We start from the raw sequence: 14328 nt of genomic DNA, 5'->3' as shown, positions 1-14328 counted from the left end.
TTTGAGTTTAACGTCATCCCAAACGTAATGCTGAGGGATGACGATAAGTCCTCTCTACAATTACCGCATACGCAAGGCCCCATCTAGGCGAATAACCTCACCATTCATCATCCCATTTTCAATAATATGGCCCACTAAAGCAGCAAACTCTTCAGGTTGGCCAAAACGCTTAGGAAAGGTCATGGTTGAAATCAGATTTTCCTGCACCTCTTGAGGCATGTTGAGTAATAAGGGCGTACCAATCAATCCGGGAGCTATTGTATTTACACGAATAGCAAACTGAGCCAACTCTCGTGCGGCAGGTAAAGTCATGGCTACTATTCCACCCTTGGAAGCGCTGTAGGCCGCCTGCCCTATCTGTCCTTCAAATGCCGCAATCGATGCAGTATTAATAATTACTCCACGTTCCTGAGATTTGCCTTCCACTTCCAATGTTGACATCGCATGTGCGGCAACGCGCATGACATTAAATGTACCAATAAGATTTACATCGATGACTTGCTTAAATGCAGCCAAAGGCATTGCACCTTCTTTACCTACAATACGCTTAGCTGGTGCAATTCCTGCGCAATTAATACATACTCTAGGCGCGCCAAGTTTCGCAATTGTTTGCTGCATGGCTTCTTCGACGGAAGTGTCACTGGTTACATCACAATTAATAAATAGATCAGCTTCACTTTGAGGGTCGGCTTGTTTATCCCAAATAGCTACTCGCATTCCTCGTTGCTGCAAATATTGGGCGCAAGCCTTCCCCATACCTGAGGCGCCGCCAGTAATTAATGCCACTTGATTTGTAAAATTCACTATAACTTCTCCGTAATTATAAATGTATAAGATCCGTTCATCTCTCGTATCCCTGTAGAGGCTAATGGCACTTACTTTAAGGGATTTTGTAGGCTGGTGCTGAGTACAACGAAGCCCAGCGCCAAGGCCAATGCCCCATCCATGCTGGGCTTCGCGATGCTCAGCACCAGCCTACACTTCTTGCTTGAGCTTACCTATAGAGGCTATTCGAAGTTTATGTATTCGCCATTGGACGCCTGGCGAAACAACATTTATTAAATGACAACTTAAGACAAAAACTCTTTACTTAACTCTTTAAACTCCGGTGTTCCAGCTTTTCTTACCCATTCAAAAAATACCATTTCAGAGGTAATCAAATGAACGCCTGCTTGCTGCATACGTTTCAGACCATATTTTATATTTTGCGCTCCGCGGCTACTTACCGCATCAACCACCACAAAAACATCAAAACCATGTTCTTTCATCTCTAATGCAGTTTGTAACACACACACATGTGCTTCCATTCCAATTAAAATTAATTGTTTTTTATGAAATTGTTTTAGCCGCTGTGTATAATTTGCATCACTCATGCAGGAAAAATGAACCTTATCAATACAGTCTTGCGGATCGAAATAGTGCTTAAGTGATGCCTCAGTCATGCCAAGGCCTTTGGGATATTGTTCACTAACTAAAATTGGAACTGAGAGTTTGCGAGCTAACTTTAACAGCCATTCACATTGAGAAATAAGGGCTTCGCTGTTCATTACAGCAGGGGTAAGTTTTTCTTGAACGTCAATCAATAATAATAATGATTCTTCTTTATTAAGTAACATCCCTATTCTCCTTAAGTAATTGCCCATCAGTAGGCCATCCCAAATGTAATAAAAGGAGCGCCTACATGTAGTACTTTAATCATTGTACCACATACAAGAGCTCCTTCATGTAACTAAAATGACTTACTTTTGATGGAAAAGGAACGATTACGCTCCAGCGATATCAATAGTTTTCATTGCTATATCCATCTGCTTATTACCGCGCTGTACTGATAAGGTAATTTTTTCACCAACCTTAATTTCCGTCAATAAATTATAAAGCGCATCATAATTTTCAACTGAATGGCCATTAAGCGCTACAATCACATCACCCATGACCAACCGTCCCCAGGAGTCACGGTGAGTTCCTTGTAAATGAGCCTGTGCAGCTGGCGTACGCGGAAGTACCTCAGCAACCAATATACCTTTATGTACCCCCAAACGATGGGCAACATTAGGTGCAACGCTGTGAATACCAATACCCGACAAGACCACACGCCCATGTTTGATAATTTGAGACACAATGCGTTGAATATCATCAGCAGGTACGGCAAAACCAACTCCTGCAGAGGCTCCCGAGCGAGAAAAAATCATCGTATTCATACCAATTAATTGTCCCGCACTATTTAATAAAGGACCTCCTGAGTTACCCGGATTAATTGGTGTATCCGTTTGAATCATATTACGAATCGTCACGCCGCCTATACCTGGAACTTGTCTGCCTAAAGCAGAAATAACGCCTTTAGATAAACTGTGATCTAGACCATAAGGATTACCGATTGCAATTGCCTTTTGGCCAACAATTAAATCAGGAAGATGTACGATTTCAAATGGTTTAAATGATTTTAATTTCGATAAAGCATTCGGAGATTTAATTTGTAATACTGCAATGTCTTTACGTGGCTCAGCACCAATTACTCGTGCCGGTACAGTCATATTGTCCAAAGTAATAGCAAGCTTATCTGCGTCTTTAATTACATGATAATTAGTAACGATATGGCCTTTATCATCCCAAATAATTCCAGAACCCGAACCATCAGGGATTTGCATTTTTTTAAATGAATAATGATTGGTCACTGTTGCCAAGCGATGAACATACACCACTTTGGGCGATGCTTGTTGAAATACCTGTACCGTATTTTGTTCATCTGGAAGCAGTGCATTTACATTCATGCTGTATGCAGGAACAGCTAAAATAATACCTAAAATAAATCCTAAGCGATGTTGCCTCATTGTTGTAATACTCCACAGCAATTTATAAAATTTTATGCATCCCTTAAATGCAACGAGATTGTGAGAAATCCTCTTATTTTTTCGACGTCCCGCGGATAAATCGTGGCACGTCGAAATTTTAAGAAAAAATAGAGAATTTTTCAGAACAGGATTGTATTATACATTGGGCAAAATGTCACCATTTGGCTTAAAAGCCTAACTTATATCCCTTGCTATACGGCAAAAGAAACAGAAGTATTTTTCACCTCAGTCCCTTGGTCACTTTGTTCTTCAAGTGCCTGACGATGCAGATTAGAACGCTCTTCAGGGGTATTAATCTCATTTTCCGCACGCTCTACTTCTTGTCTGGCGCTATGTTCCACTCGGGTTTGCACCACGGCAATACTAGGTAAGGCCGTACCTGCACCAAAAATTTGCATTAAAAATTGTATAGGTGCCATCAGCATGTCTTTAAACGAGACAGTCCCTGCATCAATAACTTTAACCGCAACCACCTCTGTATCATCAATATGACGCAAATACACTTTTTCCAATAAGGCCGAATGTTGCTTGTAAATATTATCAAGATTGACATTACTCATTTTTTCTTGATTTAACAAATAGCGCTCAAAATCGGTATGGGTATCCCATAATATAGCCCTACGCTTTTGCAGCAATTGCAGCTCATTGTCATAGAAAGCAATTTTTTTATCAATTTCATCTCTTAATTTATCACAAATTGCTTTACGCTCAGGAGAAACCTCTCCGCTGGAAATGATAACCCCTGACTCTTTAATGGTTGCTTGAGCATAACGTTCTATAAGTTGCGTTTTTTTATTTAAAAGTTCTTCGATTTGATTATCTATATACTTAATCGCGTCCTTATTATCACCAAGCATTTGATAATGTGCATTAAAACGTTTTTCACTTTGCATTTGCATACGGATTTTCTCTAACTCACTCGCCTCCTGCGCTAATGCCCGACTTTGTGCTTCATCATTTAATTTTTTATCTCGACTTAATAATAATTGCCTGATAAACGCCGATGCAATCATCACTGTCCCAAATACTGCTGCACAAATAAGTCCTATAACCATCGGATCCATAATCAACTCCTTACTGATACAAATGAATCAATTGAGTATGTATTTCAACTGCAAAATACTCATTAAACTGCTGGAATGAATCAATCAACGGCCATTGCTCTGATTGATTGCTAATGCGAGTCATCGCAGTTGAAAATATCGGCTGATAGTAGTTTTTAATGAAGGGCTTAATTTCTGTTAAATTAGAAAAGTTCTTCACCATCACAGTGGCATTTTCTTCTAAATTAGATAAGTGTACGCGCTCAATTACTTCAACAAGCTCATCTTGTCCTTCAGCTGTTGATTTTAACCAATTAAGTAATGCTGCTCGAGGTTTGAAGAGTAATAATTGCCGCCCTTTTTCTATTGTTGGCTCCATTAAAATAATATGGTTGTGTAATTCAAATTTGAAGCAGCAAAGAAAATCAAGAAAATTAGTTTCAATCTCAGAACGTACGCTGTCCCCTAACCAGCGCGAAATTTCATGGCGAAACATTTCAGGGAAACATTTTTCTATTTCATTGAGAAGTGCATCATCTGTAGCTTGTTTGGGAATAGTATAGGCTGTATTGTCGATTTGTAATAAACGCAGATCAGGTAATTTAACTTCTGGTAATTGAGACGCCAGAAATGATAAAAAAACAGCCGTGGGCTTTAAGACTATTATTTCATATGATTTTTGGCGCATAATTATCTCCTTATTGTATCTTTCTACATAAATCACAAAAAAAGCCCCCTATCTGCGATGAATTTTCTTCGCGGATGAGGGGGACTTTTAATAAAAATTTAGGCGTGTCCTTTGGGGCTGTTTATATTTATAAACAATCCTTAATAAAACGATAGACCATGGATGGGGAGTTCGCGAATAATTTTAAAATTTTTTCTGCATCGTGTTCAGGTATTAATCATATTAAAATTAAGATATTATCTTGGCTGATTAACTAGACAATGATTTATGTTGAATAATTTACCTGAGCAATTTAGCAAGCCTTTACTTGAATGGTTTGCTAGTTATGGGCGCAAAAATCTGCCCTGGCAATTACCACGTAGCCCTTATCGAGTGTGGATTTCTGAAATTATGCTGCAACAAACGCAGGTCCAAACAGTTATCCCCTATTTTGAGCGTTTTATGGAGCGTTTTCCAAGTATTAATGATTTAGCACAGGCTCATGAGGATGAGGTCCTTTCCTTGTGGTCCGGGTTAGGTTATTACAGTAGAGCGCGTAATCTTCATCGTACGGCTCAGATTATTATTTCAGAATATCAAGGAATTTTTCCTGATCAACTTGAGCTGGTCCATGCATTACCAGGAATCGGTGCCTCAACAGCAGCAGCAATTTTATCACAAGCCTTTAATCAGCCTACGGCAATTTTAGATGGAAATGTGAAGCGCGTTTTAACACGTTTTTTTGCTATTAAGGGACACCCAGAACAGGCAGCAATTAAAAAACAATTATGGCAACTAGCCGATGCCTGCATGCCTCAAGAGCAGTGTGCGGATTACACGCAAGCCATTATGGATTTAGGCGCTACCTGCTGTACCACAAAGAATCCTGATTGTGCTTGCTGCCCAGTTCAAGATCATTGTTTGGCCTTAAAATATAAAGAACAGCATTTATATCCTAGCAAAAAAGTAAAAAAACCAGTGCCTGTGCAGCAACAACAGTTATTGGTTTTATGCAATCATGAAGGAAAAATTTATTTAGAAAAAAGACCTCCCACTGGGCTATGGGGTGGTTTATGGTGTTTGCCTAGTTTAGATGAAGGCAAATGCCCTCTGGATTTTATTCAGCTAGAATATGATTTGAATGGCGAGTCAGCGCAGCACTTAATAGCATTTAAACATCGCTTTAGTCATTTTCTATTGGAGATTAATGCATTAAAAATTAAAACGAAGGCTTTAGGAAGAACATTGGCTGAGCCTAAAGGACAATGGTTTGCGAAAGAGCAATTAAGCACATTGGGACTGGCAAAACCAACAAGTAAAATTTTGTCTTTATTAGAATAATCGCGTTTGCGAATAACTATTTATTCGCAAACGCACAACGTTTAATAAATCTTCGGATTAACTACCGGGGTATTCATATTCCCATCCAACATTTTTGCCGCCACAATCGCATCGGGTTGCCCTGCATTTGCAGCAGCCTTAATCCAAAACCATGCTTTTTTGCGATCTTCAACCACACCCTTGCCGTAATAATACATATAACCAACAGCATATTGCGCATCACGCTGTCCTTTTTTGGCTTCAGGTTTCAAACGTATGAATGCAGCCCGATAATCCTCAACACGAAAACTAATAATACCCTCGCGTAGGTTGGTGGTGCTTGTCAAACAAGCAGCTAATGTTGGAATAAACAATACAACGATTAATAATTTTAAAGCATGCCTCATCTATCCTATTCCCCTTTTAAAGGCTTAGCTACCGGCTCAAAGGTTAATTCATTTTTGGGTAAACTTAAACTTTCCAAAGCTCCCTGACGCTCAACAAGGACGCCATTGGCCGTAATCCGTTTAATCACTGCATCTCCTGGAATGGTATCGCCTATCTTGTAGGTCTTCTCTTCTCCATTTGCAGCACGAATAATCACTTGTGAGTTATCCATATTACCAGCAAATAGGATTCCTACCAAAGTAACATTTAACATGGATTTTTTAACACTACCATCGCTTAAATCATTGGAAACATAAACACCAAAAAGGGAGGCCTTAATTATGGCACTAAAAGAGTCCTCTTTTGGGGCCATTGGAATTGACCTATTACCCACTTCAGGGGCTATTTTTACGGAAACCGGTGAAAATCTTAGTGAAAAAAATTCAAGAATAATCAATAAAGAAAAGAGCGAAATTAAAGCAATAGCAATCCATTGAGCATATTTGCCTGACCATAAATAATGAAAATCAACCTTCATAGTTTCCTAAGCCTTGGATTTAAACGCGGTTTCAGGATAAGAATCGCATAAAATCGAAAGAAATCAAAATGATTGAGGTAAAAATGCCCCAAAAGCCTGAGATTAAGCACTAAAACTACTAGTTACTCTAAGTTTAGCATCAATTGATACCTTGCCTAGGTGAGGTTACCCCACTAGAATATCCTAAATAATTTCTGGCTATTACCTATAAGGAATATTTGAATGAAAAAGAATCACTTCGATACACGAGCTATTCATGCTGGCCAGGAGCCTTGCCCAAGTACTGGTGCCGTAATGACCCCTATTTATGCAACATCAACTTATCGTCAAAGTGCACCCGGAGTACATCAGGGGTATGAGTATTCCCGCACGCAAAATCCTACACGAGCCGCTTATGAAGGCTGTGTTGCTAGCTTGGAATCAGGCCAGCGTGGTTTTGCTTTTGGTTCGGGAATGGCTGCTATTAATACGGTTATTGATCTGCTTGACGCCGGAGATCACGTGATTGCTACGGACGATCTATATGGTGGTTCTTTTCGTTTATTTGATAAAGTAAAAACACGTACCTCAAATTTATCTTTTTCTTTTGTCGATATGACCGATGCGCGCAACATTGAAGCAGCCATCACCCCTAAAACACGTTTAATCTGGGTGGAAACTCCCTCCAACCCCATGCTAAAACTTGCCAACTTACGTGAAATTGCAGCGATTGCCAAGCGTCATAATTTGATTAGCGTAGCAGACAATACTTTCGCTACCCCATGGATTCAACGTCCAATCGAACTAGGATTTGATATTGTACTACATTCAGCAACAAAATATTTAAATGGTCACTCCGATGTAATTAGTGGCGTCGTTGTTGTTGGCGATAATGCAGATCTGGCGGATCGCGTTGCATTTTTACAAAACTCATGCGGAGGCATTGCCGGTCCATTTGATAGCTTTTTAGTGCTCAGAAGCCTAAAAACCCTATCCTTACGTATGCAAAGACATTGTGAGAATGCAGAGCATTTAGCACAATGGCTAAGCTCCCATCCTAAAGTAAGTAAAGTAATCTACCCAGGCCTTAACAGTCATCCACAACACCAATTAGCGAAAGAGCAAATGCAAGGCTTTGGTGGCATGATCTCCATGGTAATCGATGGTGGTATTGAAGAAGCTAAGCGCTTTTTATCGCGCTGTGAATTATTCACGCTTGCAGAAAGTTTAGGCGGTGTTGAGAGCTTAATTGAACATCCAGCAATTATGACGCACGCCTCTATTCCCCCAGAACAACGTAAAGCCTTAGGTATTGAAGATGGCTTTATTCGCCTTTCTGTGGGTATTGAACACATTGAAGATTTACAAGCTGATTTACACAATGCGTTAACTTAGAAACACCTGCCCATGGCATACTCGGGTTAACCTTTAACATTTATAGGAAAAACAATGCATACGTTACAAACCATTATTGAGCAAGCCTTTGAACAACGCCAGACACTCTCCATGAGTACCGCAACTCCCGAGCTCATTGCCGCTGTGAATGAAGTACTTTCTTGCTTGGATAGTGGCCAATACCGTGTTGCAGAAAAAATAAATGAGGATTGGGTGGTACACCAATGGATTAAAAAAGCAGTGCTTTTATCCTTTAAATTATTTCCTAATCAAGTTATCGACGCTGGATTTTGTCAGTTTTATGACAAAGTCCCCTTAAAGTACCAAGGCTATAGCGAAGCCCAATTTCAGCAAACAGGGGTTCGTGTTGTACCTCATGCAATGGTGCGCAAAGGGGCGTATATTGCTAAAAACAGTATTTTAATGCCCTCTTATGTAAATGTCGGCGCCTACATTGATGAGGGCGTGATGGTTGACACTTGGGCGACTGTTGGCTCCTGCGCGCAAATTGGTAAAAATGTTCACCTCTCAGGTGGCGTTGGTATTGGTGGTGTGTTGGAACCCTTACAAGCAAATCCTACCATTATTGAAGATAATTGCTTTATCGGAGCTCGTTCCGAAGTTGTTGAAGGAGTCATTGTCGAGCGCAATTCTGTGTTGTCCATGGGAGTTTATCTAGGACAAAGCACCAAAATCTACAATCGTCTTACTGGGGAAATTAGCTATGGCCGCATTCCTGCAGGCTCCGTAGTTGTTGCTGGCAGCCTGCCCAGTGAAGATAAAAGTCATAGCCTATATTGTGCCGTAATTGTCAAACAGGTTGATGAAAAAACCCGGGCGAAAGTGAGTATTAATGAATTACTAAGAGCTAATTAAATGATGAGTAAAATAAAGGAATTATTATCTGAACTCATTAAGTTTCCTTCGATTACCCCAGATGATGCAGGGTGTCAGGAATTTATGATTCAATTTTTGCAGGATGTGGGATTTAGCTGTGAACGTATGAATAATGGCCCGGTATCTAATTTTTTTGCCCTATACGGTGACAGTGGTCCTTTATTAGTATTTGCAGGTCATACTGATGTAGTACCTGTGGGAGATGAGTCCAAATGGGATTCAGATCCCTTTGTGCTAACTGATAAAAACAGCATGCTCTATGGCCGAGGCGTTGCAGATATGAAAGGCAGTCTTGCTTGCATGCTACTTATGGCAAAACGCTTTATTGAAACTTATCCTGCCTTTCCGGGCAGATTAGGCTTTCTCATTACCAGCGGTGAAGAAGGTGATGATTATGATTTAGGAACTCCTTATGTTATGGAGCAACTACAAAAGCAAGGAATTCATATTCATTACTGCATTGTGGGTGAGCCTTCCAGTACCTCCCATGTTGGAGATGTACTTAAAATTGGTAGGCGTGGCTCTTTAAGCGCAAAAATTTGTCTGCCTGGGAAACAAGGCCACGTGGCCTATCCCCATTTAGCTGAAAACCCCATTCATAAAATAAGCCCTGCTTTAGCTAAATTAACCGCCATTCATTGGGATGAAGGTAATGCGTATTTCCCACCAACGTCGATGCAAATAACCTCTATTAGCTCAGGAGGGCAAGCTCCTAATATAATTCCTGGTGAGCTCAATATGCATCTGAATTTCCGCTACTCTACCGAGCAAACTCAAGAAACATTAAAAGAGCAAGTTATGGCAACATTTAATGAGTTTGGTCTTAACCCCAGTATTAATTGGCGTTTAAGTGGAGAGCCTTTTTTAACTGCACAAGGTGCCCTCTTAGAAAGTGCTCAGCAAGCTGTTTTGGAGCAATCAGGTTTTACCCCTGAATTATCAACTAGTGGGGGTACCTCTGATGGTCGTTTCATCGCCCCTTATGGTGTGGAAGTTATTGAATTAGGACCTGTTAATGCCACCATTCATCAAGTTAACGAGTGTGTTTCTTTAATCGATCTGCATCAATTAGAGGCACAATATTTTTCAATTTGTCAAAAACTACTACTTGGTGCAAAGTAGAGCTATACTCCAACAAGGGGCATTTTATGCCTCTTGGGCGGTCAGCAAACAGTACCATTGTGAACCACCCGTAAACCAACACGCCTCCGCACAAGAGGCTTTTTATATGGAGATAATTATGAGTGGTTGCAGATTAAGCCCTGTAGGTTTGGGTCTGGCGTTTGGTGTGCTTTGGGGCATAAGCATATTATTGCTAGGCTTAATTGCTACTTATTATGCTTATGGACATGAGTTCGTCATATCAATGGGAAATTTATATCCTGGATATACTCCATCTATTAAAGGCAGTATTCTTGGAGCGGTTATTGCGTTTATTGATGCATTCATTATGGGCTTTATTATTGCCTGGTTATACAATAAATTTAGTCATTGCACCTGTGCTTGTTGCGATAAGGGTGTAAAAGATGTGAAGGATAAACCAGCAGCTTAATAAACTGTAGCCCGTATTACGCGATGCTAATACGGGCTACAGTTCAGTACCACATCCAGGTTTTTACCCTAGTTCACTACGTGCCAACTTCCATCAGGCTGACGGCAAGCACTACCACGAAGCAATTGAGTTCGTCCATCAATCCATGCTTTTGTAGTATATTCGCGGCAAGGCAAACGCTCATGATGATGCACGCGATAATAAGTTCTAACAGGTTGAACGGTATAACGATATCCAGTATCTGGGTTTGACCAATTAACTGCTCTACCTGTTGGTGCAGTTTCCAATGCTCTTTGCATTTGCATTTGGTCTACCTTATCCATGCTTCTCCCAATTTGGCCGCCTAAAACCGCACCAATAAGGGCACCACCAGCTGCTGCAGCGACTTTACCACCGCCACTACCAAACTGGCTACCGAGCAATCCACCAACGACACCACCAGAAAGGGCGCCTATGCCTTCATTATTCACACCGGTACAACCGACGAGTAAGAAAGACAAAGATAAGGATGCAACAGTTAACTTTTTCATGATTGTCACCAGATTAAAGGGTTAAAAAATCGACACCATTCTAGCACCCTGAGTGATTATGATCCATAGGGTATAGCTTGTAGGTTGATCTTGACCCACCCTGCTAGGAATGACGCACGCGTTCTGAAATTTGGCATAATAACTCATAGGCAATCGTCCCTGCTGCCTTAGCAATACGCTCAACTAAAATATTAGTCCCCCACAACTCAACAGGAGCTCCTGGTTCAACGTCTGGATGCCCTGTTAAATCAACAGCCATCATATCCATAGAAATACGGCCCGCAATCGGAACTTCCCTACCTTGTACCCAAACCGGCGTATTCGCAGCAATATGACGTGGGTAACCATCCCCATAGCCTGCAGCAACGATACCAATTCGTGTAGGCTTGGAACTACTCCAAATGCCACTATACCCTACTTGTGCAAAAGGAGGATTCTCATAAACCGCACTAATTGCAGAGACAAAACGCATTACCGGCACTAGGCCCAACTCAGTTGCTGTCTTTTCCGCAAAAGGTGATACCCCATACAACATGATTCCTGGTCTTACTACATCAGCATGCGTTTGAGGAAAAGAAATAATGGCGGCAGAATTAGCCATACTACGTTGGCTAAATCCCGTTACGGAAATACTTTCGAACAGAGCAATCTGCTGATAATTTTCCACACGCTCGGGTTCATCAGCACAGGCTAAGTGGGTCATTAAGCCAATGTCTTTATCGACCCAGGGACAGGCCTGTAGGGCATTCATTACCTCTTGTAATTCATGAGGTTTAAAACCCAAGCGGTGCATGCCCGTATTTACCTTAACCCATAATTTAATCGGCTTATCTAATGGAGTATTTAATAACCATTGCACTTGATGCGGCTGATGCATAACACAGCCTAATTGATATTCAGCAACGAGCTTAAATTCATCTGGGCTAAAAACCCCTTGAAACAAAATACAAGGAGTACGACTGCCCAGGCGACGAATAACCATGGCCTCTTCAATGCAAGCCACGCCAAAAGCATCAACATGTCCATCAAGAACTGGTGCCACAGCATGAATGCCACAACCATAGGCGTTGGCTTTAACCATCGTAATTATTTTTTTTCCTGGAGCAAACCGTCGTATTTGCGCCAAGTTATGCAGTAAAGCACTAGGCTCAACTACCAAATGGGTCGGTCTTGACACTATTCGAATCCTTCTTGATAACCATTAAATGCCAAATCCTCAAATCGAGTATATTTACCAATAAAGGCTACACGGACCTTCCCAATAGGACCATTTCTTTGCTTGGCAACAATAATTTCCGCAGTTCCTTTATCAGGGCTTTCTTCGTTATATACTTCATCGCGGTAAATAAAGCAGATTAAGTCCGCGTCCTGCTCAATAGCACCCGACTCCCTTAAGTCAGACATTACGGGACGTTTATCGGCACGCTGCTCTAAACTTCGGTTTAACTGAGATAAAGCGATTACCGGCGTTTGCAATTCTTTGGCAAGCGACTTCAAGCTTCGTGAAATTTCCGAGATTTCTGCCGTTCTGTTTTCAGCATTAAAGCCGGGTACTTTCATCAGCTGTAGATAATCCACCACAATTAAGCCAATAGAGCCATGCTCTTTGGCCACTCGACGTGAGCGCGCACGCATTTCCGAGGGACTTAACGCTGGGGTATCATCAATAAATAAAGACGCTTCCGACAACATATGAACCGCAGAAGTCACCCGTGGCCAATCATCATCATCCAGTTTTCCCGTTCTTATCTTGTGCTGATCAATACGCCCTAACGAAGACATCATCCTCATGGCTAATGAATCTGAGGGCATCTCCATTGAGTAGACAATTACAGGTTTTTTAGACTGAATTGCGACATGCTCTGCCATATTCATTACAAGGGTGGTTTTACCCATAGAAGGACGGCCCGCCACAATAATCAAATCAGAGGGCTGTAGACCCGAGGTCATTTTGTCTAGATCACTAAGCCCTGTAGCAACCCCAGTGAGCGCATCGCCATTGTGGTATAAAGCGTCAATCTTCTCAACGGTACGTACCAAAATGGATTTAATATTTTCTGGACCACCATCGCCCCCGGTTTGTTCGCCGATTGCAAATACCTTGGTTTCTGCCATATCTAATAATTCCGGCACTTCCCTACCATCAGGATTATAGGCCGCATCAGCAATTTCCGTTGCCACTCCAATCAATTGCCGTTGTACGGATTTTTCGCGCACAATATCAGCATAGGCGCTGACGTTTGCAACGCTGGGGGTGTTATTTGCTAATTCAAATAAATAAGCCTCACCGCCAGCATCATCCAGCTCATTATGAGACTTTAAGGTATCTAGAAGAGTAACAACGTCAAAAGGTTGATCTTTTTTTGATAAACTAGAAATTGCCCGGAATAAAATACGATGCTCTGTACGGTAAAAATCTGCCTCACACAGTTTGGTGCTAATCTTATCCCAAACCTGGTTATCCAACATTAAACCACCAATAATAGCTTGCTCCGCCTCAACTGAATGAGGGGGTCTTCTTAATGGATCAACTGTTTTTGGAGTTTTTTTGGGATTTTTTAGATCAAGCATAATTACGTAGGCAATGTGAGTTTGGAACAACGGCTATTGTAATGATCTTTTGCTTGGATGTCATCTGATAAAAGGGTCTATGGCTTGATTGCTACTGGAGGTTTTAAGAAAAACCTGGCTGCAAGCAACCAGGTTTTAGAGATTATCTAACCCATGTTTGAGTGCGACCTAATAAGGAAACGCCTAAATATCCTCTAACATGAAGTTTATTTCCATCAAGTGTCATTTTTGCTTTATAAATTTTACCTGATTTAGGGTCTAGAATAGAGCCACCGCTCCACTCATTGTTACCAGTATTTTTCAAACCCCATAAGAAACGTATGCCCGCAATTTTTTTACCTTTGAACGAGCCTGGGCATTTTTCACAAATTCCAGTATCGCCTGCTTGTGGGTATACTTTTTCAATAACACCACTTAAAACGCCGCCAGATTCAGAAATCATAACAACAGCTCTTTTGGCACCAGTTTTATCATCAATTGTTGTCCATTGACCAACAGGCGAACCTGATGCGGCAATGGCGCTAGGAATAAATGATACAGCAAAAACTAAACCACAAATCGCTTTCCATAATTTCATAGTTTTCTCCATAATTACAATCA

Annotated in this window: 16 protein-coding genes; 5 read left to right on the top strand and 11 right to left on the bottom strand. The window is 41.1% G+C overall.

From position 1 onward, the window contains the following. Window positions 1-60: 60 nt before the first annotated feature. The 5 genes from BN3124_RS09650 to BN3124_RS09630 all read right to left on the bottom strand — a co-directional run bounded on the left by BN3124_RS09650 (window position 61) and on the right by BN3124_RS09630 (window position 4580). A complete protein-coding gene (locus tag BN3124_RS09650) occupies window positions 61-804 on the bottom strand; it encodes an SDR family NAD(P)-dependent oxidoreductase (RefSeq protein ID WP_058534596.1) in 744 nt (247 codons plus the stop codon). A gap of 266 nt (window positions 805-1070) precedes the next feature. Further along, complete coding sequence (locus BN3124_RS09645) at window positions 1071-1616, bottom strand: isochorismatase family protein (protein WP_058534595.1); 546 nt, start codon at window positions 1614-1616, stop codon at window positions 1071-1073. Window positions 1617-1763: 147 nt separating this feature from the next. Continuing rightward, window positions 1764-2828: a S1C family serine protease gene (locus BN3124_RS09640; RefSeq protein ID WP_058534594.1), complete on the bottom strand. Its 1065-nt coding sequence runs from the start codon at window positions 2826-2828 to the stop codon at window positions 1764-1766. A 212-nt stretch (window positions 2829-3040) separates the two neighbouring features. Further along, the gene (locus tag BN3124_RS09635) at window positions 3041-3913 is read right to left on the bottom strand and encodes a hypothetical protein (protein WP_078061535.1); all 873 of its coding nucleotides are present in this window, start codon (window positions 3911-3913) and stop codon (window positions 3041-3043) included. A gap of 10 nt (window positions 3914-3923) precedes the next feature. Next, the gene (locus BN3124_RS09630; RefSeq protein WP_058534593.1) at window positions 3924-4580 is read right to left on the bottom strand and encodes a hypothetical protein; all 657 of its coding nucleotides are present in this window, start codon (window positions 4578-4580) and stop codon (window positions 3924-3926) included. A gap of 267 nt (window positions 4581-4847) precedes the next feature. Here BN3124_RS09630 and mutY point away from each other — a divergent pair, with 267 nt between their 5' ends. After that, entirely contained in the window at window positions 4848-5900 is a 1053-nt protein-coding gene (gene mutY / locus BN3124_RS09625; protein WP_058534592.1) for an A/G-specific adenine glycosylase, read from the top strand. Between the two features lie 41 nt (window positions 5901-5941). Here mutY and BN3124_RS09620 read toward each other — a convergent pair whose 3' ends face one another. Then, the gene (locus tag BN3124_RS09620) at window positions 5942-6286 is read right to left on the bottom strand and encodes a tetratricopeptide repeat protein (protein WP_058534591.1); all 345 of its coding nucleotides are present in this window, start codon (window positions 6284-6286) and stop codon (window positions 5942-5944) included. Between the two features lie 5 nt (window positions 6287-6291). Continuing rightward, window positions 6292-6804, bottom strand: a complete 513-nt coding sequence (locus BN3124_RS09615; RefSeq protein WP_058534590.1) for a type II secretion system protein N — start codon at window positions 6802-6804, stop codon at window positions 6292-6294. Window positions 6805-7026: 222 nt separating this feature from the next. Between BN3124_RS09615 and BN3124_RS09610 the strand changes: the two genes are divergently transcribed. The 4 genes from BN3124_RS09610 (at window position 7027) to BN3124_RS09595 (ending at window position 10627) form a co-directional block, all read left to right on the top strand. Next, window positions 7027-8178 (top strand): trans-sulfuration enzyme family protein, encoded by a 1152-nt coding sequence (locus tag BN3124_RS09610; protein ID WP_058534589.1) that lies wholly within the window; start codon window positions 7027-7029, stop codon window positions 8176-8178. A 54-nt stretch (window positions 8179-8232) separates the two neighbouring features. Beyond that, window positions 8233-9054, top strand: a complete 822-nt coding sequence (gene dapD, locus BN3124_RS09605; RefSeq protein ID WP_058534588.1) for a 2,3,4,5-tetrahydropyridine-2,6-dicarboxylate N-succinyltransferase — start codon at window positions 8233-8235, stop codon at window positions 9052-9054. Between the two features lie 3 nt (window positions 9055-9057). Next, the gene (gene dapE, locus BN3124_RS09600; protein ID WP_058535866.1) at window positions 9058-10197 is read left to right on the top strand and encodes a succinyl-diaminopimelate desuccinylase; all 1140 of its coding nucleotides are present in this window, start codon (window positions 9058-9060) and stop codon (window positions 10195-10197) included. A gap of 118 nt (window positions 10198-10315) precedes the next feature. Continuing rightward, complete coding sequence (locus BN3124_RS09595; RefSeq protein WP_058534587.1) at window positions 10316-10627, top strand: bacteriophage holin; 312 nt, start codon at window positions 10316-10318, stop codon at window positions 10625-10627. Window positions 10628-10695: 68 nt separating this feature from the next. On the opposite strand, the gene BN3124_RS09590 is transcribed toward BN3124_RS09595, so the two are convergent. From BN3124_RS09590 to BN3124_RS09575, 4 genes are all read right to left on the bottom strand, one after another. Further along, entirely contained in the window at window positions 10696-11157 is a 462-nt protein-coding gene (locus tag BN3124_RS09590; protein WP_058534586.1) for an RT0821/Lpp0805 family surface protein, read from the bottom strand. 103 nt (window positions 11158-11260) lie between these two features. Further along, window positions 11261-12334 (bottom strand): alanine racemase, encoded by a 1074-nt coding sequence (gene alr, locus BN3124_RS09585; RefSeq protein ID WP_058534585.1) that lies wholly within the window; start codon window positions 12332-12334, stop codon window positions 11261-11263. Continuing rightward, entirely contained in the window at window positions 12334-13728 is a 1395-nt protein-coding gene (gene dnaB / locus BN3124_RS09580) for a replicative DNA helicase (RefSeq protein WP_058534584.1), read from the bottom strand. The genes alr and dnaB overlap by 1 nt, the downstream gene beginning before the upstream one ends. Before the next feature lie 142 nt (window positions 13729-13870). After that, window positions 13871-14305, bottom strand: a complete 435-nt coding sequence (locus tag BN3124_RS09575; protein ID WP_058534583.1) for a DUF2147 domain-containing protein — start codon at window positions 14303-14305, stop codon at window positions 13871-13873. Window positions 14306-14328 lie beyond the last annotated feature (23 nt).

This window comes from Legionella saoudiensis (genome assembly GCF_001465875.1).
Classification (GTDB): Bacteria; Pseudomonadota; Gammaproteobacteria; order Legionellales; family Legionellaceae; genus Legionella; species Legionella saoudiensis.
Note: the sequence above shows the minus strand (reverse complement) of the source record. Positions and strands in the feature narration are given on the sequence as shown.

Excerpts from the sequence above, each read along its gene's own strand:
- dapD (WP_058534588.1), top strand. The coding sequence starts at position 8,233 with ATGCATACGTTACAAACCATTATTGAGCAAGCCTTTGAACAACGCCAG.
- BN3124_RS09610 (WP_058534589.1), top strand. The coding sequence starts at position 7,027 with ATGAAAAAGAATCACTTCGATACACGAGCTATTCATGCTGGCCAGGAG.
- BN3124_RS09575 (WP_058534583.1), bottom strand. The coding sequence starts at position 14,305 with ATGAAATTATGGAAAGCGATTTGTGGTTTAGTTTTTGCTGTATCATTT.
- BN3124_RS09630 (WP_058534593.1), bottom strand. The coding sequence starts at position 4,580 with ATGCGCCAAAAATCATATGAAATAATAGTCTTAAAGCCCACGGCTGTT.
- BN3124_RS09595 (WP_058534587.1), top strand. The coding sequence starts at position 10,316 with ATGAGTGGTTGCAGATTAAGCCCTGTAGGTTTGGGTCTGGCGTTTGGT.
- BN3124_RS09640 (WP_058534594.1), bottom strand. The coding sequence starts at position 2,828 with ATGAGGCAACATCGCTTAGGATTTATTTTAGGTATTATTTTAGCTGTT.
- dapE (WP_058535866.1), top strand. The coding sequence starts at position 9,058 with ATGAGTAAAATAAAGGAATTATTATCTGAACTCATTAAGTTTCCTTCG.
- BN3124_RS09590 (WP_058534586.1), bottom strand. The coding sequence starts at position 11,157 with ATGAAAAAGTTAACTGTTGCATCCTTATCTTTGTCTTTCTTACTCGTC.
- dnaB (WP_058534584.1), bottom strand. The coding sequence starts at position 13,728 with ATGCTTGATCTAAAAAATCCCAAAAAAACTCCAAAAACAGTTGATCCA.
- BN3124_RS09620 (WP_058534591.1), bottom strand. The coding sequence starts at position 6,286 with ATGAGGCATGCTTTAAAATTATTAATCGTTGTATTGTTTATTCCAACA.
- BN3124_RS09615 (WP_058534590.1), bottom strand. The coding sequence starts at position 6,804 with ATGAAGGTTGATTTTCATTATTTATGGTCAGGCAAATATGCTCAATGG.
- mutY (WP_058534592.1), top strand. The coding sequence starts at position 4,848 with ATGTTGAATAATTTACCTGAGCAATTTAGCAAGCCTTTACTTGAATGG.
- BN3124_RS09635 (WP_078061535.1), bottom strand. The coding sequence starts at position 3,913 with ATGGATCCGATGGTTATAGGACTTATTTGTGCAGCAGTATTTGGGACA.
- BN3124_RS09645 (WP_058534595.1), bottom strand. The coding sequence starts at position 1,616 with ATGTTACTTAATAAAGAAGAATCATTATTATTATTGATTGACGTTCAA.